This is a genomic window from Pseudovibrio sp. Ad46 (assembly GCF_001623065.1).
Lineage (GTDB): Bacteria > Pseudomonadota > Alphaproteobacteria > Rhizobiales > Stappiaceae > Pseudovibrio.
The window spans coordinates 133,821-156,718 of record NZ_LMCG01000079.1; the positions used below are offsets into that span (position 1 = coordinate 133,821).

Genomic DNA, 22,898 nt, shown 5'->3' on the forward strand with positions numbered 1-22,898 from the left:
ATTCGCTTCCCTCCTCATTTGGGTGAGGGAAGCAGCCAAACAGAAGCAACCCAGTCGGGCAAGGAGGCATACCCATGGCCATGGACGCAGGCGAACTACAAAACCTTATCAAAGAGGCTTTGCCAGACGCACACGTGGAAATCAGAGATCTGGCAGGTGACGGCGACCATTACGCCGCTGTCGTTATCTCGGAGAGTTTCCGCGGCAAATCCCGCGTACAGCAGCACCAGTTGGTGTATCAGGCTCTTAAGGGTAAAATGGGCGACGATTTGCACGCATTGGCGTTGCAGACCTCTGCTCCGGAATAACAAAACTAAGGCAGTGCGACCTTTCTCTTGCATTATCCCTGCAAGTTCCCATATGAGTGCCGCACTACGAACAATATACAATCACGGTCACCGGGCTTTGACCCCGGTCGAGCGAAAGGAACTCGACGACATGAGCGATATCCAAAGCTGGATCAAAAACGAAGTAGAAAACAACGATGTAGTGCTCTTTATGAAAGGCACTCCAAACTTCCCACAGTGTGGCTTCTCCGGCCAGTCTGTGCAGATTTTGGATTACATCGGCGTAAAATACGTCGGTCATAACGTTCTGGAAGACGATAGCCTCCGTCAGGGCATCAAAGATTATAGCCAGTGGCCAACAATCCCACAGCTCTACGTCAAAGGCGAGTTCGTTGGTGGCTGTGATATTATCCGTGAAATGTTCCAGTCTCAGGAACTTCAGGCTCTGTTCTCAGAAAAAGGCATCGAGATCGCACCAGCTGCATAAATCTCTGCTGACCATAAAATTTATAAAACGGGCCTTCACACGGAGGCCCGTTTTTTGTTGTCAGGCACTCAAAACCATTAGGTTATTCTGCAAGCATTCCTCCAAAGCAGGCAGCATATGTTTAAGACCATTGTTTTCGATTTGGATGGCACAATTTGTCATCACAAAGCATCCTACCCGAAAATGTTCTTTGAGATTTTTGGTGAGCAGTTCAACAAGCACAGCGACACTTGGCTACGCCACATGCTGCACAATGGCGAGCACACCGGGTTGGAGGCTGTGCAGTCCTGTTTCCCAGACATGCGGGCTGACGAACAGGAGCATGCACTGGCAACGTTCACCCAGAGGTGGGCGGAGGCACAAACTCCTTTCTCTGGCATTTTTGAAGCAATCGCACTTTTGGAGGCAAACTTTGACTGCCAGATTTGTGTCATGACCAATGGCCCTTCAAATTTCCAATGGGCTGTCATGAGCAAACTTGGAATTCTGGATCACGTCGACTTTGCGTACGCCAGTGGTGATACATTCCCGGCGAAATGCAAACCAAGCGTATCCCTTCTTCGCAAGCTTGAGAACAAACACGACTTTATCGCGGAAACAGCTCTGTTCATTGGCGATAATTTGGAAAAAGACATCAAGCCCGCCCGCGAAGCAGGTTGGAGTGCACTCCATGTTGCTCCCCACGATCAAAAAGCAGATGCCCTACCCCTCAAAAACTTCACAGAAGCAATAGCGCAGGCAGAGTGCTTAGAGGTTAACTGGAGTAGCCTGACCGCTTAACCTTCCTGAACGCTGAATGAACACACCTCTCAGAGCTCTCTCACATTCCCCTTGCTAAAACAGTCTCATCAACAGTTCATCGGGGGATGAGAGATGCAAGTTTATCTGAGAGTTTTGCTCCTAGGCGTAATCACAGGCACCACGATGGGTGCAGTCGCCGCGGCTATTACGCCAACCACGAAGGAAGGCCTCGCCCGTTACGAGTGCAACCACATAACCGTGTTCCAAAAGCCGTCTCTACTAAACGGCCCTGACGCCTGTAAGTACTATGGGGGGATGAAGTGAGAACTCAGCTGCACTCATACTGCTGCTTCACCACGGTGATAACACCGTCTCGTAAGTTAAAGCGCTCAGTCAGCTTGCTACAGCTATCACACAGTGGAACGATCTGAGCGCGACTTCCGCTCAGCCATCTCAGGTGTGATCCTTGGGTGGGTTTTTTATGACATTCTGCATTGCTGCAGGTAGATGGCCAGTCACGTTTTGAATGCCTGATCCAGTGCAACTTCCAGGAACCGCACTGACAGGATTGATCAGCAGTATCTCTCTGCTTTTTCCATCCAATACCGTTCAAGCCATCAATGACCATATTCATAGTTACCTCCAATGCCTTTCGTGGAAAATTCACATCGAGAAACTAAAAAAATATCACCACGTTAAACCGCAGCTTAATCGCTGAAATTCTGTCTTAATTCGACTTTAGTTACAGGATCTGGATACAATCTTTATTGAATAGGTAAAATCGCGTAGTTTTTGCAATTATTTCTCACGATTTACGTATTTTTATTACCTAACAAGAATTTAAAATACTGCAGGGAATCTCCGGGAACACTGAAAATCAAACACCATTGAGACAACGAAACTGGTTGATTTGCTCAGCCATTTCTTCTGGAGATTGCTTGTAGGTGCCTGGCAACACCCCATCAACGCCCAATCCACGCACGGCTTGAGCATAGGGAAACTTCCGCTTCCCCTTCAAATCGAGCACAACGCGTTTGGCCAGCTTAAACCCCATAAAGCTGAGTTGCTTTACATCCACACTCTCAATCTCATTCCAGGCCAATCTGCGCTTAATGAGAGCACGGTGATAAACAATCCCGTCTTTTCCAATCTCGGTATAATTGAGCGAAGGAAGATGAAAGATGCAAGCAGTGCCAAGTGCAATGGTAATGCCAATCAGAAAGAATGTGGTGATGCTTATGCCAAACACCTCTTCAAGCAACGGAGAGAGATCTGCAAACCCTCGCAACTGTGAGAACACCACAAACATCAGCGCGGTAAAGACGTTCTGCAAAACCAAAGCCGTGTTGCGTGCCCGAAATCGAAGTGGTGTCATGTCTCTATCCAATCCAACTGATCAATCTATCGGAAAAAAGCAAAAACCGCTCCATCAAAGGATGCAGCGGTTTAGAATTACAGCAGTTAAGCCAAATGACTAAAACTCATTGCCAAACAGTTTCTCAGTCATCGCAGCAGCAGCGGAGCAAGGTTCCTGATCACTCTCTCCCTGCTCACCCGTATTAGGACGCAGGCCAACAAAGTCAAACACCTGTGCATCATGTAAATGAGATGGACGCACATGCGCCAGAGCACGAGCCATAATGCCCAGCCGGCCTGGCGTCTCCTTCTCCCACTGTTGCAACATCTTCTTCACCTGAACACGCTGCAAGCCATCCTGTGAGCCACACAGGTTGCAAGGAATGATTGGGAAATCCATTGCCTTGGAGAACTTCTCGATATCCGCTTCAGAGGAGTTCATCAGCGGACGCAGCACCATCAGGTCACCTTCATCATTCACCAGCTTTGGCGGCATGGATGCCATACGACCACCAAAGAACATGTTCATCATAAAGGTTTCCAAAGCATCGTCCCGGTGATGCCCCAGCACAATTGCCTCACAGCCTAGCTCACGCGCAGTGCGATATAAAATACCGCGGCGCAGGCGAGAGCACAGGGAACAATAAGTAGACGTTTCAGGCAGCTTGTCGGTCACAATGCCGTAGGTGTTCTCGCGCACAATCTTGTTCGGGATCTGGTAGCGCTCAAAGAACTCGGGCAGGATGTGTTGCGGGAAATCCGGCTGGGACTGGTCAAGATTGCAGGCGATCAGGTCAACAGGAAGAAGACCGCGCCACTTCAGATCCATCAAAACAGCAAGCAGAGTGTAGCTGTCTTTACCACCAGAAAGACAGATGAGCCATTTGGTTTTCTCCGGGCTCGCCCCATCCGGAACCATCTTATAGTCAGAGATTGCCTGACGAGTTTCACGCAGCAACCGTTTACGCAGTTTTTTGAACTCAACCGAACTTGGCACCTCACGGAAAAGTGGATGACACTGTGAATCAAAACTCTTGTCCTCAGCGGCTGTATCAGTGGCGTGTTCTGCGCTTAACTGGCTCATGGCGTTATCTTATCTTCACTCGTTCTCAATCATACAATGGCGAATGCTCTTTTAGTGCGCGAGAAATAGCACCACCAAATGAAAAGGGCCACCCAAAGGGCAGCCCAAATCAAATCATCAAGATCAAATCTATTAGCGGGAATAGAATTCCACAACCAGATTTGGTTCCATCTGAACTGGGTAAGGCACGTCACCGAAAGCAGGAATGCGAGCATAAGTCGCGGTCAGCTTGTGGGTGTCAACGTCAAGATAGTCAGGAACGTCACGCTCAGCGGACTGTACTGCTTCCAGTACGATTGCCAGCTGCTTAGACTTTTCACGAACTTCAATAACGTCACCTGGCTTACACATGTAAGAACCGATGTTTACGCGGCGACCGTTAACGTTCACATGGCCGTGGTTGATGAACTGACGAGCAGCAAACACAGTGAGAACGAATTTTGCGCGGTAAACAATTGCGTCAAGACGGCACTCAAGAAGACCGATAAGATTTTCAGAAGTATCACCGCGCTGACGGGAAGCTTCATCATAAGTCTTACGGAACTGTTTCTCAGAGATGTTGCCGTAGTAGCCTTTCAGCTTCTGCTTAGCGCGCAGCTGCACACCAAAGTCAGAAAGCTTACCCTTACGACGCTGACCGTGCTGGCCTGGGCCATATTCACGACGGTTCGCAGGGCTTTTAGGACGACCCCAGATGTTTTCACCCATCCGACGGTCTAGTTTATACTTGGCGCTCTGGCGCTTAGACATCGCAGTTTCCTTAGCGTTTATCTGTAATTTTAAAGGAAACGCGCCCTCCTTTTCCTTTATAAACCCAAAGGCTCACAAAGACTGACAGCGGTCCTGGCAAATAGCGCATGCCGAACCACACGGGTGCGTAAAATCAAAGCGGCTCCATAGGAACCGCCATGAACAGCGCATTCCTATTGAAATTGCTCGCAAGAGTCAACGGAATATGACAGCAAACAGCTGAGAAATAAGAGCACTATCAATAGCGCCTTTGCGCTTCTTCGCCACGCTCTTTGCTCCAGATCGTAGCATCAACACCATCTGCAAGTTCAGGATGTTCGGCAATATCAAACATAGGCTCCTTCCCTTCCTTAAGCTGCTTAATGTAATCCTTGGTAATCAAGGACACCTTTGGCGCCAGAAGCACAATCGCAATCAGGTTGATTGTCGCCATCACAGCCATAGCGGCATCCGCTGCGTTGAATACAGTATCGACTGTCTGCAAAGTACCCCAAAACACCATTGCCAGCGAAAGAACACGAAGGATTGTGAGCCCCGGCTTCCAGCCATGCTCCAGATAAATCATGGCATTTTCCGCATACGAGTAATTCGCCACAATCGAGGTGAATGCAAAGAACAGGATCGCAACAGCGATGAAGTAGACACCAAAGTCGCCCACATGTGCTTCCGCCGCAGATTGTGTCAACGATATACCCGTCACACCTGTTGTTGGGTCGTAGATGCCGGAAAGCAGGATAATCAATGCGGTCGCAGTACAGATCACGATCGTATCAATGAAAACACCCAGCGCCTGCACAAAGCCCTGTGAAGCAGGATGATGCGGATCAGGAACAGCTGACGCAGCAATGTTTGGCGCAGACCCCATGCCAGCTTCGTTGGAGTAAAGACCACGGCGGACACCGTTCAGCAGCGCTGCCATCACACCACCAGATATCCCGCCAACCGCTTCTTCAAGGCCAAAGGCATGCGCGACGATACTCCACAGAACACCGGGCACTTCTTCGTAATTTGCAGCCAGAATACCAAACGCGATCACCACATAAGCAATCGCCATAAACGGAACGACAACCTCTGCAAAGTGCGCGATCTTCCGCAGGCCACCAAAGATGACCAGCCCAGCGGCTAAAACGAGCACAACACCAGTGACGATTTCCGGCATATCAAATGCACTATTCATAGCATCTGCAATGGAGTTGGACTGCACGGCGGAAAACACGATGCCAAAAGCAAAAATCAAAGCAATTGCAAAGATATGACCAAGCAATTTGCTTTTAAGACCAGCGGCCATGTAAACCGCCGGACCACCGCGAAACTGGCCGTCGTCATCTTCAACCTTATACAGCTGGGCCAACGCGCTTTCTGCATAAGCTGTCGCCATACCAACCAAAGCAACCATCCACATCCAGAAGATCGCCCCCGGCCCGCCCAGCGTCAACGCAACAGCAACCCCTGCGATGTTGCCGGTGCCAACACGGGACGCCAGACTGGTACACAAAGCCTGAAACGGGCTAATCCCGTTGCGATCTTCATGCCTCGATTTGAGAAGAACGCTGAAACACTGCCCAAAATAACGAAACTGGATAAAGCCTAATCGAAACGTGAAAAACACACCAACGGCAAGCAAGCCATAAAGCAGAACGTAATTCCAAAGGATGGTATTGGTGTAATCGACAACAGTATTGATGATATCCAAGGCTTCGACTCCAGCAAATCCGCAGGTGCCGACTGGTTATCAAAACAAATTCAAGATCCGCCTAGAACAACCAATTAAATAAGAGAGGATTTGAGCCAAGGCAGGCAACACTCCAGCAACCTATACGCTTACAAGAGAGAACCTCAGTTGGTCAGGAAAAACAGATCCTCGCACCCAGTCGCCACAGATTTCGACCCCACTACCTGAACCAGCCGTCTGGCAATTGCGGGCGCCGGATCAATCCACGTGACGGGCCAGGGAGCCACCAGCTCCATCTCTTCCTGCAAAAAAGGATAGTGAGTGCATCCAAGCACAACGCAGTCGGTGCGTTGGCCGTCTTTCTTGACAAAGCAAGGCTCAATTTCCTGCCGCAAGCGATCAAGGTCAACTGCGCGGCCTGCCAGCTTGTCTTCTGCAAGTGCAGCAAGACCAGTCGCCCCAACAAGTGCAATATGGTGCTCAGCCGCAAACTCGATGATCAGATCCTGCGTGTAGTCGCGCTTCACAGTCCCCGGCGTTGCAAGCACTGCAAAAACGCCGCTTCGTGTTTGCTCGGCAGCCGGCTTTATAGCTGGAACTGTCCCAACCACAGGAACGCTCAACATCTCTCGTAAGCTCTTGAGCACAAGCGTCGAGGCCGTATTGCAAGCCACCACAACCGCGCTCGGTTGCCACGCCTCACTGACAGTCTGCACCAATGCGCAGATGTGCTCACGCAGTGCCGCCGCATCCCAGTCGCCATAAGGGAAAGCAGCACGATCTGCCAGATACAACAATGCAGCATCAGGAAGCATTCGCTTGATCTCACGCTGCACCGACAGCCCCCCGATACCACTATCCAACACCAACACACGACCAGACGTATCCGCCCGCATATGCATTTGCTGAAATGGAACGACTGGGGAGCCGGTCAGCATCAATCTTTGTCCTTCACGCCATACTTCTCAAAGCAGGAAATCACACCACGCATGATACGCACTTCATTTTCGGTGAGATCTGCTTTCTGAAAGATGTTGCGCAGCCTACGAATTGTTACTGGCTTCTTTTCAATAGGACGAAAGAACCCGCGAGAATCCAGCCCTGCTTCCAGATGCTCAAACATCCGTTGAATGGACTCTTGTGTTGCAAGCTCTCCATCATAATCGTCCAAGGAGAAAGGCAGTGCACCAGCAGTCGCCACACGGCGCCATTCATAGGCACATACCAGAACAGCTTGGGCAATATTCAAGGACGCGTAGGTTGGATCAACCGGAAGGGTCACAATCTTATTTGCAAGCGCCACCTCGTCATTGTTCAGGCCCCAGCGTTCGCGGCCAAACATATAACCGGACGGGATCCCGCGTACGCCCTGGGCAACACTCTCAGTCGCGGCCTCATCAGGTCCAACAACAGGTTTTGGAATGTCACGGCTTCGTGCGGTCGTTGCAAAAACGAGTTTCAGATCGGCAACAGCTTCTTCAACACTGTCGAAAACCCGTGCTGCATCAATAACATGATGTGCCCGGCTGGAAGCTGAGCGTGCTTTCTCACTCGGCCAACCGTCGCGTGGGTTGATCAGGCGCAGGTCGTGCAGACCAAAATTGGCCATAGCACGAGCAACCATACCGATGTTTTCGCCAAGTTGAGGTTCACAAAGAACGACAACAGGAGGAATGGCATTGTTTGTTTCAGGAGTGCTTTCAGACATGCGGATCCTCTAGCCGATCACACCGGAAATTACCAGAGCCGTTTTGCCTCCCAGCCGTCTCAGCAAACGCAAATTCCTATCAGAATAAGCCTGCTGTTTTCCCTCGGCGACAAGTCACCACCTGCACCTCAGTCACATGATATGGCGTAGGAACTCTGACCAATCACGTAAAGAGGGTAAAATTCGGCGAATTCAATCAAGAGTAAAGCTGTGTTTTGCTGTTACCTAGAGTGTTAGCCATTTCAATGCAGCCTCTGAATGGCATGACCCTCTACGAAGGAGACCCCGACGACAATGTCTGGACAAGAACCCAACGCAGGTGGCACCCCGCCTCCAAATGTCCCGGACCTCACGCAGTTAGTGCGTGACAACTGGTTGAAGTTTCTGGTGCTCGGAGTACTGATGGTGATTGGTGGTACGATTGTGTTGGTCATACCATACGCGTCCTCCATCGCAGTAGCACTGGTTATTGGATTGGTTCTGATAGTCGTCGGGGTTCTTCAACTTTGGCACGCCATGCAGGTAAAAGAATGGGGAGGCTTCCTCGGGCAATCACTGGTCGGCATCATCGCGCTGGTTGGTGGGGTAGCAATCTATTATAACCCTGTCGCCGGCACAGAAGCGCTGACACTCGTGCTCTCTGCTGTCTTCATAGCGCAAGGCATTGCACAGGCGCTGTTCTCATTCCGTTTACGACCTCACACCAGTTGGGGCTGGATTCTGGCCTCTGGCGTCATAGCAATCGCAGCTGGCTTGATGATCCTGCTCGACTTCCCTGCTTCAACCGGTTGGGCTCTGGGCCTTGTGGCTGGCATTTCCATCATGTTCAACGGCTGGAGTTATGTGGCCATCGCGCTGGCCGCGCATAAGAAAGCATAATGCGCTTCAAATGAGAACTTGATCGGAAGATTGAATTCAAAAAACAGCGTGCCGCGCAATCTAAAATGAGCGCGGCACAATTTTGTAATCAATAGGCCTGCATCTGCCATTCTTTGATGGCATCCAACGGATAAACCAGCATGATCACATTGAGTGTGAGGTTGTCCCTGATGATCGCTCCAACAATCAGTTCCATGGCAAGAATGAGCACAACAGTCAGCCAGACCGGCAACCGTGCAGCAAGCCAGAACCCGAACATCATCCAGATAATATCAAAAACGGAATTCAGAACACTGTCACCAAAGTAATCTAGGGCGATGGTCGCTTCGCGGTAACGATTGATAATGTAGCTGGAGTTTTCGACAAGCTCCCATGTCGCCTCAACAATAACCGACAGAACCAACCGGAAGCCCATTGGCCAGCCTGCCCCACCCGTAAAGAGACGGCCCATCCACCAGAACAAAGCATAAAACAGCATGCCGTGGATAATGTGAGACGGCGTGTACCAATCAGATATATGCTGGCTGCTATCAGCACTGTTGGCATTGCCCGCCCAAAGTTTGATCACCCCACATTTGCAGATTGGTTCCCGCCCCATAGCAAGAAGGATAGCGGCAGTCGCGATCAGCAACAAAACGGTGATCAAAGCATAGTGCTTGTTGTTCAAACGGTTGAGCATCAATCAAACTTTCAAAATGAGCAGGAACTAAAATCTTATCCGCGAAGGATGAACAGGACCTTCAAACAAGCCTGCGTATATAAGCAACGCCTAAATCAATCAACGAAAACTGCAAGAAACGTGAGTTGAATTAAGTCAGTAAGGTGCAGCTAAAAGAACAATGTGGCAAAAAGAAAAGGCTCAGAGGACCCCTGAGCCTTTTCCAAAACTATGTTGTCGCTAGCTGTCAGCTCGGCATACCAAAGATCACAGAGGCATTCACCCCGCCAAAACCAAAGCCATTGGACATGACGTATTTCAGGTCTTTCTCTTTGGATGCATTCGCCACCAGATCAAACTGGGAAGCCTCATCATCAGGCTCTTCCAGGTTCAGTGTCGGAGGAAGCACGCCTTCCCGCAGTGCCATAATAGAAGCGATTGCCTCAAGAGCACCGGCAGCCCCCAAAAGGTGCCCCGTCGCCGATTTGGTTGAAGAAACAGCCAGATCCTTCCCACGATCTCCAAACACAGCCTGAATGCCTGCAATCTCTGCTGCGTCCCCAACTGGTGTGGATGTACTGTGGGCATTGATATAATCAATGTCGTCAGGATTAATCCCTGCCTGCTTCAAGGCTTTACGCATCGCAGCTTGCCCACCTGCACCATCCGGAGGAGAAGCCGTCACGTGGTGGGCATCAGCTGACGTGCCATACCCCAGGATCTCAGCAAGCGGCGTCGCACCGCGAGCCAGGGCATGCTCAAGCGTCTCAATCACCAACATCGCAGCCCCCTCACCCATGACAAATCCATCACGGTTTTTATCAAAAGGACGAGAGGCTTTGCTAGGCTCATCATTAAACCCGCTCGACAGCGCACGGGCAGCAGAAAAGCCGGCAAACGAGACAGCGTCAATGCAAGCCTCAGCACCGCCAGCAAGGGCGACGTTTGCTTCACCGCTCTTGATCATGCGTACCGCATCACCAATGGCCTGCACACTGGCAGCACATGCGGTCACAGGCGTTCCCAACGGGCCCTTAAACCCATTGGCAATAGAAACCTGACCCGCTGCAAGGTTTGCAAGAAAGCTCGGCACAATAAACGGCGACAAACGCCGCGGACCTTTGGTCTCAACGGTGCGTGTAGCTCCGGTCATCGCTGGAAAGCCACCAACTCCGGATGCAATGATCGTCGCGGTACTCTCCTTCTCTTCGTCCGTTTCAGGACGCCAGCCAGCTTGCTCAACGGCTTCTTTGGCTGCAACCAGAGCATAATGGATAAACAAATCCATCTTCTTCTGGTCTTTAAAAGGAATAGCAACACTGGCATCAAAGCCAAATTCATCTTCGTCGATGGTTGGAACCTGTCCTGCCACCTGACAAGCATGCTCGCTTCCATCAAATCTGGTAAGAGCGCGAATACCACTTTCAGAAGCTACCAGTCTCTTCCAAAACGGGTTGATCCCAACACCTAGGGGCGAAACAACCCCCATACCGGTTACAACAATCCGCATCTTCCCTTACTCCTAAGTCAAAGAACGCAGCAACCGACTCCTGCGCGCTCTACAAAATGCTCGCGTCCCAATTATGACGCCATCAGGTCGCCAGAGTAATTGGATATGTTTTGAGAGTTAAGAACAAACTGCACAATTGCAACTCATAGTGGATAACATCTTGGGATTGCGGAGTAATCAGTTTTTGCGCCCTAAGCAGAATGTTCGACAATCCACTCGGAAAGGAGAAAGGTACAGCAAGATTATGGACAGCATCTCACACCATGCATGAGAGCAATTACAGTTGAAATTGCAGTTTGTTAGCAAACACCACTTCTGTGCAGCATACGAATTTGGTATTACAAGCCAACCGAGCTAGCATTTCCACTGGCATTAAATTGCGCACATGTGTATACACATGGCAATTCGAGCCGCTTCAGGCTCCATTTTCATGTACCTAAAAACACGAGGTCTACTAATATGGCGAAGATCAAGGTAGCAAATCCAGTCGTCGAGCTCGACGGCGATGAGATGACTCGCATCATTTGGCAGTTCATCAAGGACAAGCTGATCCATCCTTACCTGGACATCGATCTGAAGTACTACGACCTCGGCATTGAGTCCCGCGACGCAACAGACGATCAGATCACCGTTGATGCTGCAAACGCAATCAAAGAACACGGCGTTGGCGTTAAGTGTGCAACCATCACTCCAGATGAAGCACGCGTTGAAGAATTCGACCTGAAGCGTATGTACCGCTCTCCAAACGGCACCATCCGTAACATCCTGGGTGGCGTTATCTTCCGCGAGCCAATCATCATGTCTAACGTTCCACGTTTGGTTCCAGGCTGGACACAGCCAATCATCGTTGGCCGTCACGCATATGGTGATCAGTACCGCGCGACTGACTTCAAATTCCCTGGCAAAGGCAAGCTGTCCATCAAATTCGTTGGTGACGACGGCGCTGAGATTGAACACGAAGTATTCGATGCTCCTTCAGCGGGTATCGCAATGGCGATGTACAACCTAGATGATTCCATCCGCGACTTCGCCCGTGCTTCCATGAACTATGCTCTTGGCCGTAAGGTACCTTGCTACCTGTCCACCAAGAACACCATCCTCAAAGTATACGATGGTCGCTTCAAAGACATCTTCCAAGAAATCTATGACGCTGAGTTCAAAGAGAAGTACGAAGCAGAAAAAATCTGGTACGAGCACCGTCTCATCGATGACATGGTTGCTGCATCCATGAAGTGGTCCGGTGGTTACGTTTGGGCTTGTAAGAACTACGACGGCGACGTTCAGTCCGACACCGTTGCACAGGGCTTCGGTTCCCTTGGCCTGATGACTTCCGTTCTCATGTCACCAGACGGCAAAACCGTTGAAGCAGAAGCTGCACACGGCACAGTGACCCGTCACTTCCGTCAGCATGAAAAAGGTGAAGACACTTCCACAAACTCTATCGCATCTATCTTTGCATGGACCCGTGGCCTTGCGCACCGCGCGAAACTCGACGACAATGCTGAGCTGAAGAAGTTTGCTGAAACTCTTGAGCAGGTCTGTATCGATACAGTTGAAAGCGGTCACATGACCAAAGATCTGGCTCTTCTCGTAGGTCCAGAACAGAAGTGGCTCACCACCACTGGCTTCCTCGACAAAGTCGACGAAAACCTTCAGAAAGCTATGGCGGCTGCGTAAGTTCTGCCAAAGCGCTGATTTATGAAAAGGGTGCCTCCAGGCACCCTTTTTTGTGGGCGAAACAATTGCGTAGGCCAGTCGGGCAAACCGATTGAAAGTCTGCTACTCCCTTTAAATCAAGGGAGTACCGAACAATGCATCCTTCACGAATACGGCCCTACCGTAATCAAAAAGGATCCAGTCGATGAAACCACAACTCTTACTGTTACTGCTCGGCGCGGGATTGGCAAACTTTGCTCAAGCTCAGGATAATGACGCCATAACCGCCAAGAAAATTGGCCCGTATTTCCAGCTGGAAATACAAACAACAGCCCCATCAGGAGAAGAAAAGAACTCGATCTTTGTGATGGATACAGGATCAACCGGCATCGTTGGCTCCGCTGGCTTTTTTATTCCCACAGCTGAAGAGCTGGCCAGCTCCACCTGCTCAACCCTGTCCTACTCCAGCTCAGGGAACACCTATGCTGGATACATAATCAATCGTGATCTCTCGTTTGGCACGCCCGGTAAGGCTCTTACAAAACACCTCAAAAACTTTCCGGTCTTTGCCGCCGTACAGCATTGCCCAAACAGTAAGAACAAGCCCACCTGCTCAAAGACACCTGCCCCCACCTGTAACCACAACCCTAAGGTTTTCATGATGGGAGTTGGTTTTGACAGTCCCCATGGCATTTCCCAGGTGGATGCAGATCAAGCCAATCCCACAAATCCATTCCTTAACCTGGTAGACGACAACGGCGTCCCTTTCGAGAACCAGAATTATGCCCTCACAAGCACGTACTCAAACAACAGCAGCATAGATGTCTATCTGGCATCCACTCAAAACCCGCTCCCCAATCTGGGCAAAACGCTTACGCTTCCATTATCGGCATCACCAACAAATCCAACGGCTTTGGTCGCACCTATCCTCCCCTTTGCAATCACAAGCAAATCCAATGGCGAGGTCGTTTATCCGCCAACCGGTCCCCAACCAACCCGCGTTCTCCCCGATACTGGTATTTCATATGGAATAGTCTCAGTAGCTAAGACCACGCCTCCGTGTTGCACTACCAGCCCTAACAGCGGACAGATTGAAACGTCAGACTATGAGATGCAGCTTTACGTAAATAAGCAAAGCAAAGAACCGCTGGTGACACTAAGCTATGGGAGCAATCAGGCTCTCGGCCACTCAGCCAGATGGTCCTTAGGGCATCAGGATGTTAGCCCGATGCTATTTAACAGCGGTCAGCTGTTTTTCGAACACTGCAACTACTTCTACTCCCCCGCAGATAAGCAAGTGACCCTAAGCTGCGCTTCAGACCAATAAGGCTCACAGGGAGCGGAACAGCCGCTCTGACGCTCCCTGCCAGATCTCGACATGCATCTGCCTGATTGCCGCAAAGCTCCCCATGACTTCACCGGCCCCTCGCTGCCGAAATCTTGAGTACGCCAAAACAACGCCTAAGTGAGAACACATTACGCTTTCAACCTAGGCGGACGGTCACTGTTTCCAATCCGGCGCCTCTTATGTTTAAAAAGATTGTTCTGCTGCTCCTCCTCGCATTTGCTGGGGTCTATCTCTACAACGCTTCATGGCTTTCAAGCCAAACTCCATCCGGCAAACCCAGATTCATTGCTCATCGCGGCGTCCACCAGACCTATCATCGCAACGAGTTGACCAACCAAACTTGCACAGCAGAGCGCATTAACACGCCTACCCATTCCTTTTTGGAAAACACAATTGCCTCCATGCGGGCTGCATTTGAAGCTGGCGCAGATATTGTCGAGCTGGATGTACATCCAACCGCAGATAACAAACTTGCCGTCTTTCATGACTGGACACTGGATTGCCGCACCAATGGACTGGGCATCACCAGATCTCATTCACTTGCAAAACTCAAAGCACTGGACATCGCCTATGGCTACACCGCAGATGGCGGAGAAACCTACCCTCTAAGAGGAACCGGCATAGGTGCAATGCCAGAACTTGAAGAGGTTTTCCGTGCTCTTCCCGGCAAGAAATTCCTGATCAACTTCAAGGAGAAAGAACTGCTCTCGGCAGAACTCCTGCAGGAGAAGCTTGACAAGCACCCTGAGTGGAAAGCGCAAGTCTGGGGCGTCTATGGGGCATCCGCCCCCACCTGGAGCATTGCAGACAGCGCGGAGGAAATCGTAGGCTTCGACAAACGCCAAACCAAAGCCTGCTTAAAAGCATACATTGCTCTCGGCTGGAGTGGTTACGTCCCGCAAGAGTGTAGAGGCACGGTCATCGGCGTTCCCTCAAATTACACATGGGCTGTATGGGGCTGGCCGCATAAGTTCCAGCAAAGGCTCAAAGAATATGGCAGCGAGGTCATCGCATCCGGCCCATTCACATTACAGGGGGTCGGTGGCGGCATAGACACACCGGAACAACTTGCTGCGGTGCCAGATAGTTTCGACGGATACATCTGGACGGACAAAATCGAAGTGCTCGCACCGTACATCCAAGGCCAGATTACGAAGTGAACTCCACATCCGTATGATGGCTCTTCCGCTCATCAATGGCTTCATCAATAATCTTCTTTGCTATAGCCGGTTTACGGTCCATGAAGCGGCGCAGGTCTTCCATCTTGAGGACCATGAGCTGAACGGGTGTTCGCGCAACAGCGCTGGCCGTTCGCTTGCGGTGAGCAAACAACGATGCCTCGCCAAAATGCTCACCCTCACCATGTAAAATACGGTGGTCAGAAAACACTTCTTCCACTTCACCAGATGCAATCAGGTAAAGGCTGTCTCCATCCTCGCCCTTCTCACAAATGGTTTGTCCAGCAGGCACACTGTGCGAATGTAAAAGCTCCGTCACTGCAGCGATCTCAATCGCAGACAGGCGCTCAAACAGCGGTATGGTGGCCACCATACCCCAGGTGATCACAAAATCTCTGCTATGGATCTCACGCGCAAACGCAGTGCCAACAATTCCAACTGGCAGCGCAAACAGGCAGTACCCCATCAACATCACCAGACTGGCAATGGTTTTACCCATCGCTGTGACAGGCACAACGTCACCATAACCAACCGTAGTGAGAGTTGAAAACGCCCACCACAATGCACTCGGAATAGTACCAAAATGCTCCGGCTGCGCGGCATGCTCAACACTGTAAAGCAGCGTTGCAGACACGAGAGCAACCCCGAAAATCAGCACCAGACTGCCAACAATCGCCCTCTGCTCAGCAACAACTGCAGAAATAAGAGAGCGTACAGCAGGTGAGTATCGCGCGATCTTCAGGAATCGCAACAGACGCAAAATAACAAGCGATTTCCAACTGATACTGGCGAAGAACAGCGAAAGCCAGAAAGGCAGAACAGCCACAAAATCAACCAGCGAGAGCGGCTGCATCGCATAAACAGCACGCGCTTTGAACGGACCATATTTCCTCAAAGGAGGATGCAGGTCTGAAACCCAAAGCCGCAACAGGTATTCAACGGCAAAGATTGAGCCAGCAATGAAATCCAGCAGAAAAATCTGCCAGACATACACTTCTCCGATGCTTGGCTCCGTCTCAAGGACTGCAAGTCCCACATTCACAACAATAAAGATGATGAGAATAGCATCAATCTGCTTGGCAAGCCGGTTACCAGCACTGCTGCGCTCCAGCAGATTATAAACTTTCAACTTGATGGAGTGTGCCACCAACGCCCCCAATAAAATTCCCAGGCACTTGAAGAAACAGATAAAGCAATCCCAACAGCAACAAACCTCCCTTCACCATTTTGCAGGCCCACGCAAACCGTAAAAAGAGGTACCCGGCGAAACTAACTGGCAAAAAATAAAGGGGAGATTAAATCCCCCCTTTGCAACTCTTAGATCTTTGGTTCGGTATTACAGCGTTTCAAGGTGAGCCTTGATCGCAGCAATCGCCTCATCAGCCTTGCTTGCATCCGGGCCACCAGCCTGCGCCATGTCCGGACGGCCACCGCCACCACGACCACCAAGAGCAGCAGAACCAATGCGAACAAGCTCAACCGCACTGGCCGTCTCACTCACATCCTTGGTCGAGCCAACAACGATCGCAGCTTTTCCGTCTTCCGCTTTGCTGATCAGCACGACAACACCGGAACCAATCGCAGTCTTGCCTTCATCGGCAACAGACTTGAGATCCTTCGGATTGATGCCTTCAAGAACACGAGCCATAAGCTTGAACTTACCCGCTTCAGTAACACCGGCATCCCCATCGGAGCTGCCACCGCCCATTGCAAGTTTCTTCTTCGCGTCCGTCAGTTCACGCTCAAGCTTCTTGCGCTCATCCAGCAAGCTTGCAATGCGAGCAGGAACGTCAGCTGCAGCAACCTTAAGCAAACCAGCACTCTCACGCATCAGCGCATCCTGCTCTGCCAGATACTTACGTGCTTCATCACCAGTAAGCGCTTCAATACGGCGAACACCAGCAGCAACAGCACCTTCAGAAACAACAGTCACAAGACCAATGTCACCAGTGCGCTTCACATGCGTACCACCGCAAAGTTCCACGGAGTAAGACCTACCGGTTTTCTCGCCAGTGGTTGCCGTACCCATGGAAACCACACGGACTTCATCGCCATACTTCTCACCGAACAGAGCCATCGCGCCAGCTTCAATCGCCTCATCAACTTCCATCAAAGAAGTCTCAACAGCACCGTTCTGCAGCACGATCTCGTTGGCCAGAGCCTCAACTCGTACAGTTTCTTCAGCACTGACAGGCTTTGGATGCGAAAAGTCAAAACGCAGACGTTCTGGCGTAACCAGAGAGCCCTTCTGAGCAACGTGAGTACCAAGCACTTCACGCAATGCTTCGTGAACCAGGTGCGTTGCGGAGTGGTTGGAACGAATAGCACTGCGGCGAGAATGGTCAACAACCAACTCAAGCGCATCGTCCACCTTAACTTCACCGCTCTCAACACGAACAAAATGGACGAACAGACCGTCAGCTTTCTTCTGCGTGTTGGTGACAGCAAGGGAAACACCATCTGCAACCATGGTACCACAGTCGCCAACCTGACCACCAGATTCGCCATAAAACGGCGTCTGGTTAAGGATCAAAGACCCTTCTTCACCCTGCTTCAGAGAAGTAACTTCTTCACCATCCTTCACAAGGTTCAAAACAACGCCTTCTGCCTTCTCAGTCTCATAACCGAGGAACTCGGTCGCGCCTGCTTTCTCCTTGATGGAGAACCAGATGGCGTCTGTTGCAGCATCACCGGAACCTGACCACGCCGCACGAGCCTCAGCACGCTGGCGCTCCATGGCAGTGTTGAACCCATCGGTATCAACCGCAATCTCACGGCTGCGCAATGCATCCTGTGTCAGATCGAGCGGGAAGCCGAAGGTGTCATATAGCTTAAACGCTGTTTCACCATCAAGCTGATCACCGGAGCCCAAAGAACTGGTCGCATCTTCCAGCAGGCCAAGGCCCCGCTCAAGAGTTTTGATGAAACGCTTTTCTTCCAGCTGAACTGTCTCTTCAATGAGCTTTTCCGCACGTGGCAGCTCAGGGAACGCCTGACCCATTTCACGAACCAGAGTAGGCAGCATCTTGAAGATGACCGGCTCTTGTGCACCCAAAAGGTTTGCATGGCGCATCGCGCGGCGCATGATGCGGCGCAAAACGTAACCACGACCTTCATTGGACGGTAGAACACCATCAGCAATCAGGAAGGCCATGGATCGCAAGTGATCTGCAATCACCCGGTGGCTCGCCTGTGCTTTGCCAACAGCTTCAACACCAGTGAGATGCTCAGAGCTCGCAATCAGAGCCTTAAAGAGGTCGATCTCATAGTTGTTATGCACGCCCTGCATAATCGCAGCAAAACGCTCAAGACCCATGCCAGTATCGATGGATGGACGCGGCAGATCAATGCGCTTTTCTGGCAGCTGCTCGTACTGCATGAACACGAGATTCCAAATCTCGATAAAGCGATCACCATCTTCCTCAGGAGATCCTGGAGGGCCACCCCAGATATGTTCGCCGTGATCGTAGAAGATCTCGGAGCATGGGCCACAAGGACCTGTATCACCCATGGCCCAGAAGTTATCTGAGGTTGGGATGCGGATGATTTTCTCATCAGCAAAGCCAGTCAACTTCTTCCAGATCTTGAATGCTTCTTCATCCTCGGAATAAACGGTGATCAACAGCTTGTCAGCCGGCAGCCCGTATTCTTTGGTGATCAGATTCCATGCCAGCTCAATAGCGTTTTCCTTGAAGTAATCTCCAAAGGAAAAGTTGCCCAGCATTTCAAAGAAGGTGTGATGGCGCGCAGTGTAGCCAACATTGTCCAGATCGTTGTGCTTGCCGCCAGCGCGGACACACTTTTGCGAAGATGTTGCACGCACGTAATCCCGTTTTTCCAAACCGGTGAATACGTTCTTGAATGGCACCATACCCGCATTTGTAAACATCAATGTCGGATCATTGCGTGGCACCAGTGGACTGGAAGGAACAACTTCGTGTCCGTTCTTTGCAAAGTAGTCGAGAAAAGCCGACCGAATTTCGTTGACGCCACTCATAGGTATTGATGTCCGTCTCGTTTTCTAGTGGGCAGCTACTTCAACAATCACAGCCGCCAAATTGCAGGGTATGCGCATCAAAAACGATGCAACAAAAAATTAGTATCTGCCGCGTTTTAGCCATATGCAGCAAATCTGTCCATAAAACCCTACAAAAAAAGAGGCTGGATAAATCCAGCCCCTCTAAACTCTATTGGTTTTCCGCAGCTTTTTCCGGATCATCAATCGCTTCAGCGATCAAACCTGCATTCTGTCGGATAGCAAGTTCAATCTCATCCGCCAGTTCAGGATTCTCTTTCAGGAAGGTTTTCGAGTTCTCTCGCCCCTGCCCCAGCCGCTGGCTATTGTAGGAGAACCACGCACCTGACTTCTCAACAATGCCGCCTTTCACACCAAGATCCAGCAATTCTCCCATTTTGGAGATGCCTTCACCGTAGATGATGTCAAACTCAACCTGTTTGAATGGAGGCGCCAGCTTATTTTTCACCACTTTCACGCGGGTCTGGTTACCAACAATTTCGTCACGATCTTTAATCGCACCGATACGGCGGATATCCAAACGCACAGAAGCATAGAACTTGAGCGCGTTACCACCGGTTGTCGTCTCAGGCGAACCAAACATCACACCGATCTTCATGCGGATCTGGTTGATGAAGATCACCATGGTGTTGGATTTGGAAATGGAAGCGGTCAGCTTGCGCAGTGCCTGACTCATCAAACGAGCCTGCAGGCCAGGAAGCGAATCGCCCATCTCACCTTCAAGTTCTGCTTTTGGCGTCAGCGCAGCAACGGAATCGATCACCAGCACATCAATCGCACCAGAGCGAACCAGCGTATCGGCGATCTCAAGTGCCTGTTCACCAGCATCCGGCTGAGAGATGAGCAGGTCATCAATATTCACACCAAGCTTGCGTGCATAAATCGGATCCAGCGCATGTTCAGCATCAATAAAGGCGCAAATCCCGCCTCCTTGCTGCGCACAGGCAACTGTGTGCAAAGCCAGCGTGGTTTTACCGGAGCTTTCAGGTCCATAGATCTCAACAATACGCCCTTTTGGGAGCCCGCCGATTCCAAGGCCGATATCAAGACTGAGAGAACCAGTCGAGACGCTCTGGATTTCTACGGCCTGCCCCTGGCCCATGCGCATAATGGAGCCTTTACCAAAGGCTCGTTCAATTTGGGAAAGCGCTGCATCCAGTGCTTTATTCTTGTCCATCTGATTGCCCTCAACAAGGCGAAGTGAAGTTTGTGCCATACGTTCTCATCCCTTATTCCACGATGGACGCGTAGTTTCAAAGTCAGTTATTTGTACTCATTTTGTTCCAACTTCGCAATACCTGATAACTAACTAATAAAAATGGATTAATTTCAATGTGTTCTCTTATTGTTCAACATGTAGATAACTTTTCCCGACACCTGTTTGGAGGACCGCTTCTGGAATCAAACAGCAAAATGCACTTTTGATACATCACCCACAGTCTGTATTTGCTCGTAGCTTGCTTTGGCCAACCACATTGCATATCAACTGTCTTTCGATGTCGGGAGGAGAATTGGTTATGTCCACTAAAAAGGTCGGAGTAATCGGAGCAATCCATCTGGACAGGATTGCCCATGCAGATCGACCATTCAAGCCGGACACCTCAACACCCGGGAAAATTATGTCCCGTGCTGGAGGTGTTGGAGCAAACATTGCACGCGCAATGGCCCGGCTGGGCATGCAACCAACAATGCATGGATGTCTGGGGGACGATGCAGACGGAGCATTCCTCGCAAAAAGTCTGACAGACTGCGGGATTGATACCTCCAGTATCACCACTGTCGCAGACGGTCGAACAGGATCCTATCTGGCACTTCACAATCCGGATGGCACATTGTTCTCCGCAATTTCAGACAGTGAGATCACAGCAAAGGTAAGTTTCTCAGAAGCAAATCCAATCCCGCAGGCTCTGCTGGACTGCGATATCTGGCTCTGTGAAACCAATCTGGAAGAAGCAACGCTTCTCTCACTTGCCAATGCCAAGGAGCATCACCTTCTCGCAGCAGACACTGTCTCGATTGCGAAGGCGCCCAAACTGCGTCCCCTCCTCTCAAACATCGACATTCTTTTTACCAACACAGATGAAGCCACAGCTCTTTTGGAGTGCAAACCAGGAGAATTCTCAGCAGAAGAACTAGCTCGAAAGCTGGCAGCTGCGGGCATTCCTACTGTTCTGGTCAGCAATTCCAACAAGCCACTGGCTCTTCACTGTGCAGACAGCACAAGCTCGCACACTCCATTTTCTGTTGTTCCCGTAGATGTCACCGGTGCCGGTGATGCCTTCATTGCAGGCTTTCTTTATGCAAGTTGCCTCAATGAAGCCCCGGTTTCAGCAGTAAAAAGCGGTCTTGCCTCTGCATCAATTACAGTGGAAGCGACCGGCGCTGCGCCAGAAACGCTTTCACCCCAATCGCTTAAAGCTCGTTTATTAGAACATGCCTAAGCACCAACAACATACGAAAGACTGGGAAAACCATGGGAAGTTCAATTAAAATCCATCATTCAAAAGAAGTTGCAGATGCTCTGAGCAATGGCGCCCCTATTGTTGCGCTGGAGTCCACCATCATTACCCATGGCATGCCGTACCCGCAAAACGTTGAAACTGCCCGCGAAGTAGAACAGATCATCCGTGACGGTGGCGCAGTCCCTGCGACAATCGCTGTGTTGAATGGCGAGCTGCATGTGGGTCTGGAAGACAGCACTCTGGAAGAACTGGCAAACGCCAAAGACGTCATGAAGTGCTCCCGCGCAGACCTTTCCTTCGCTATGGCGCTGGGTAAAAACGGCTCCACAACCGTAGCAGCAACCATGATGGCGGCGCACGCAGCTGGCATCCGCGTGTTCGCAACCGGTGGCATCGGCGGTGTCCATAAAGGCGCAGAAACCAGCTTCGATATCTCAGCAGACCTGGATGAGCTGTCCCGCACTCCAGTTTGTGTTGTTTCCGCAGGTGCAAAAGCCCTGCTCGACATTCCAAAGACACTGGAAGTTCTGGAAACACGCGGCGTGCCAGTCATTGGTTTCAGCTGTGAAAACGTACCTGCTTTCTGGTCCCGCGATTCAAAGATCAAAGCGCCTTACAGCCTGGACGATGCTTCAGACATCTCCAAGCTCATCAAGTTCCGCGAAACATTTGGCGACCACGGCGGCATGCTCGTCACCAACCCGGTACCTGTTGAAGATGAAATCCCATCTGACGAAATGCAGGTGTTCATTGATGCCTCCATTCAGGCAGCAGAAGAGCAGAACATCACCGGCAAGGAAGTCACTCCATTTGTGCTGCAAGACATTTTCGAGCGCACCAATGGCCGCAGCCTCGCAACCAACATTGCGCTGGTTAAAAACAACGCAAAGCTTGCTACGAAAATCGCTTGTGGTTTGACTGCGTAAGCAGCTCTCAAATTAAGCAATGATGCAAATCCGGGTTGGTCCTTCCAGCCCGGATTTTTTATGTACGATCAGCACCATTTTTCAAAAGCACCTCAACACGTGTAGTCAACTCAAATCATGCAGAGGCTTTCACATCTCTTTGATCGAAAGATTCCGTTGT

At 50.7% G+C, this 22,898-nt stretch carries 21 protein-coding genes; 10 read left to right on the forward strand and 11 right to left on the reverse strand.

What is annotated here, in order from left to right:
* The first annotated feature begins 74 nt into the window (after window positions 1–74).
* The 4 genes from PsAD46_RS22820 to PsAD46_RS22835 all read left to right on the forward strand — a co-directional run bounded on the left by PsAD46_RS22820 (window position 75) and on the right by PsAD46_RS22835 (window position 1,839).
* Complete coding sequence (locus tag PsAD46_RS22820) at window positions 75–308, forward strand: BolA family transcriptional regulator (protein ID WP_057462580.1); 234 nt, start codon at window positions 75–77, stop codon at window positions 306–308.
* Window positions 309–438: 130 nt separating this feature from the next.
* Window positions 439–774 (forward strand): Grx4 family monothiol glutaredoxin, encoded by a 336-nt coding sequence (grxD, locus tag PsAD46_RS22825; protein ID WP_063292763.1) that lies wholly within the window; start codon window positions 439–441, stop codon window positions 772–774.
* A gap of 117 nt (window positions 775–891) precedes the next feature.
* The gene (locus PsAD46_RS22830) at window positions 892–1,554 is read left to right on the forward strand and encodes an HAD family hydrolase (RefSeq protein ID WP_063307938.1); all 663 of its coding nucleotides are present in this window, start codon (window positions 892–894) and stop codon (window positions 1,552–1,554) included.
* 93 nt (window positions 1,555–1,647) lie between these two features.
* Window positions 1,648–1,839 carry a hypothetical protein gene (locus tag PsAD46_RS22835; protein ID WP_057462584.1) on the forward strand — a complete coding sequence of 64 codons (192 nt, stop codon included), beginning with the start codon at window positions 1,648–1,650 and terminating at the stop codon, window positions 1,837–1,839.
* Window positions 1,840–2,392: 553 nt separating this feature from the next.
* On the opposite strand, the gene PsAD46_RS22845 is transcribed toward PsAD46_RS22835, so the two are convergent.
* The 6 genes from PsAD46_RS22845 to PsAD46_RS22870 form a co-directional block, all read right to left on the reverse strand.
* Window positions 2,393–2,890, reverse strand: a complete 498-nt coding sequence (locus tag PsAD46_RS22845) for a hypothetical protein (protein WP_057462586.1) — start codon at window positions 2,888–2,890, stop codon at window positions 2,393–2,395.
* Between the two features lie 99 nt (window positions 2,891–2,989).
* A complete protein-coding gene (ttcA, locus tag PsAD46_RS22850; protein WP_063292765.1) occupies window positions 2,990–3,955 on the reverse strand; it encodes a tRNA 2-thiocytidine(32) synthetase TtcA in 966 nt (321 codons plus the stop codon).
* Between the two features lie 132 nt (window positions 3,956–4,087).
* Entirely contained in the window at window positions 4,088–4,705 is a 618-nt protein-coding gene (rpsD, locus tag PsAD46_RS22855) for a 30S ribosomal protein S4 (protein WP_063307939.1), read from the reverse strand.
* Between the two features lie 238 nt (window positions 4,706–4,943).
* Window positions 4,944–6,389 carry a sodium:alanine symporter family protein gene (locus PsAD46_RS22860; protein WP_193757778.1) on the reverse strand — a complete coding sequence of 482 codons (1,446 nt, stop codon included), beginning with the start codon at window positions 6,387–6,389 and terminating at the stop codon, window positions 4,944–4,946.
* Window positions 6,390–6,541: 152 nt separating this feature from the next.
* Complete coding sequence (gene murI, locus PsAD46_RS22865) at window positions 6,542–7,315, reverse strand: glutamate racemase (protein WP_063292766.1); 774 nt, start codon at window positions 7,313–7,315, stop codon at window positions 6,542–6,544.
* Window positions 7,315–8,085 carry an RNA methyltransferase gene (locus tag PsAD46_RS22870; RefSeq protein WP_063292767.1) on the reverse strand — a complete coding sequence of 257 codons (771 nt, stop codon included), beginning with the start codon at window positions 8,083–8,085 and terminating at the stop codon, window positions 7,315–7,317. Before PsAD46_RS22870 ends, murI begins: the two co-directional genes overlap by 1 nt.
* Window positions 8,086–8,379: 294 nt before the next feature.
* Between PsAD46_RS22870 and PsAD46_RS22875 the strand changes: the two genes are divergently transcribed.
* Complete coding sequence (locus tag PsAD46_RS22875; RefSeq protein ID WP_057462592.1) at window positions 8,380–8,964, forward strand: HdeD family acid-resistance protein; 585 nt, start codon at window positions 8,380–8,382, stop codon at window positions 8,962–8,964.
* 88 nt (window positions 8,965–9,052) lie between these two features.
* On the opposite strand, the gene PsAD46_RS22880 is transcribed toward PsAD46_RS22875, so the two are convergent.
* Window positions 9,053–9,643: a DUF2585 domain-containing protein gene (locus tag PsAD46_RS22880; RefSeq protein WP_063292768.1), complete on the reverse strand. Its 591-nt coding sequence runs from the start codon at window positions 9,641–9,643 to the stop codon at window positions 9,053–9,055.
* A gap of 226 nt (window positions 9,644–9,869) precedes the next feature.
* Window positions 9,870–11,132, reverse strand: a complete 1,263-nt coding sequence (gene fabF, locus PsAD46_RS22885; protein ID WP_063307940.1) for a beta-ketoacyl-ACP synthase II — start codon at window positions 11,130–11,132, stop codon at window positions 9,870–9,872.
* A gap of 459 nt (window positions 11,133–11,591) precedes the next feature.
* Between fabF and PsAD46_RS22890 the strand changes: the two genes are divergently transcribed.
* From PsAD46_RS22890 to PsAD46_RS22900, 3 genes are all read left to right on the forward strand, one after another.
* Entirely contained in the window at window positions 11,592–12,809 is a 1,218-nt protein-coding gene (locus tag PsAD46_RS22890; protein ID WP_057462595.1) for an NADP-dependent isocitrate dehydrogenase, read from the forward strand.
* 184 nt (window positions 12,810–12,993) lie between these two features.
* Entirely contained in the window at window positions 12,994–14,115 is a 1,122-nt protein-coding gene (locus tag PsAD46_RS22895) for a hypothetical protein (RefSeq protein ID WP_063292770.1), read from the forward strand.
* Window positions 14,116–14,315: 200 nt separating this feature from the next.
* Window positions 14,316–15,296 carry a glycerophosphodiester phosphodiesterase family protein gene (locus tag PsAD46_RS22900; protein ID WP_057462597.1) on the forward strand — a complete coding sequence of 327 codons (981 nt, stop codon included), beginning with the start codon at window positions 14,316–14,318 and terminating at the stop codon, window positions 15,294–15,296.
* Here PsAD46_RS22900 and PsAD46_RS22905 read toward each other — a convergent pair.
* From PsAD46_RS22905 to recA, 3 genes are all read right to left on the reverse strand, one after another.
* The gene (locus PsAD46_RS22905) at window positions 15,286–16,461 is read right to left on the reverse strand and encodes a cyclic nucleotide-gated ion channel (protein WP_063292771.1); all 1,176 of its coding nucleotides are present in this window, start codon (window positions 16,459–16,461) and stop codon (window positions 15,286–15,288) included. The genes PsAD46_RS22900 and PsAD46_RS22905 overlap by 11 nt on opposite strands.
* A gap of 189 nt (window positions 16,462–16,650) precedes the next feature.
* Complete coding sequence (alaS, locus tag PsAD46_RS22910) at window positions 16,651–19,311, reverse strand: alanine--tRNA ligase (protein ID WP_063292772.1); 2,661 nt, start codon at window positions 19,309–19,311, stop codon at window positions 16,651–16,653.
* A gap of 190 nt (window positions 19,312–19,501) precedes the next feature.
* Window positions 19,502–20,566, reverse strand: a complete 1,065-nt coding sequence (gene recA, locus PsAD46_RS22915; protein WP_057462600.1) for a recombinase RecA — start codon at window positions 20,564–20,566, stop codon at window positions 19,502–19,504.
* Window positions 20,567–20,867: 301 nt separating this feature from the next.
* Between recA and PsAD46_RS22920 the strand changes: the two genes are divergently transcribed.
* Together PsAD46_RS22920 and PsAD46_RS22925 are read left to right on the forward strand one after the other, a co-directional pair.
* The gene (locus PsAD46_RS22920; protein ID WP_063292773.1) at window positions 20,868–21,791 is read left to right on the forward strand and encodes a PfkB family carbohydrate kinase; all 924 of its coding nucleotides are present in this window, start codon (window positions 20,868–20,870) and stop codon (window positions 21,789–21,791) included.
* A gap of 32 nt (window positions 21,792–21,823) precedes the next feature.
* Window positions 21,824–22,738, forward strand: coding sequence for a pseudouridine-5'-phosphate glycosidase (locus PsAD46_RS22925; protein ID WP_063292774.1), 915 nt, complete (start codon window positions 21,824–21,826; stop codon window positions 22,736–22,738).
* Window positions 22,739–22,898: the final 160 nt, after the last annotated feature.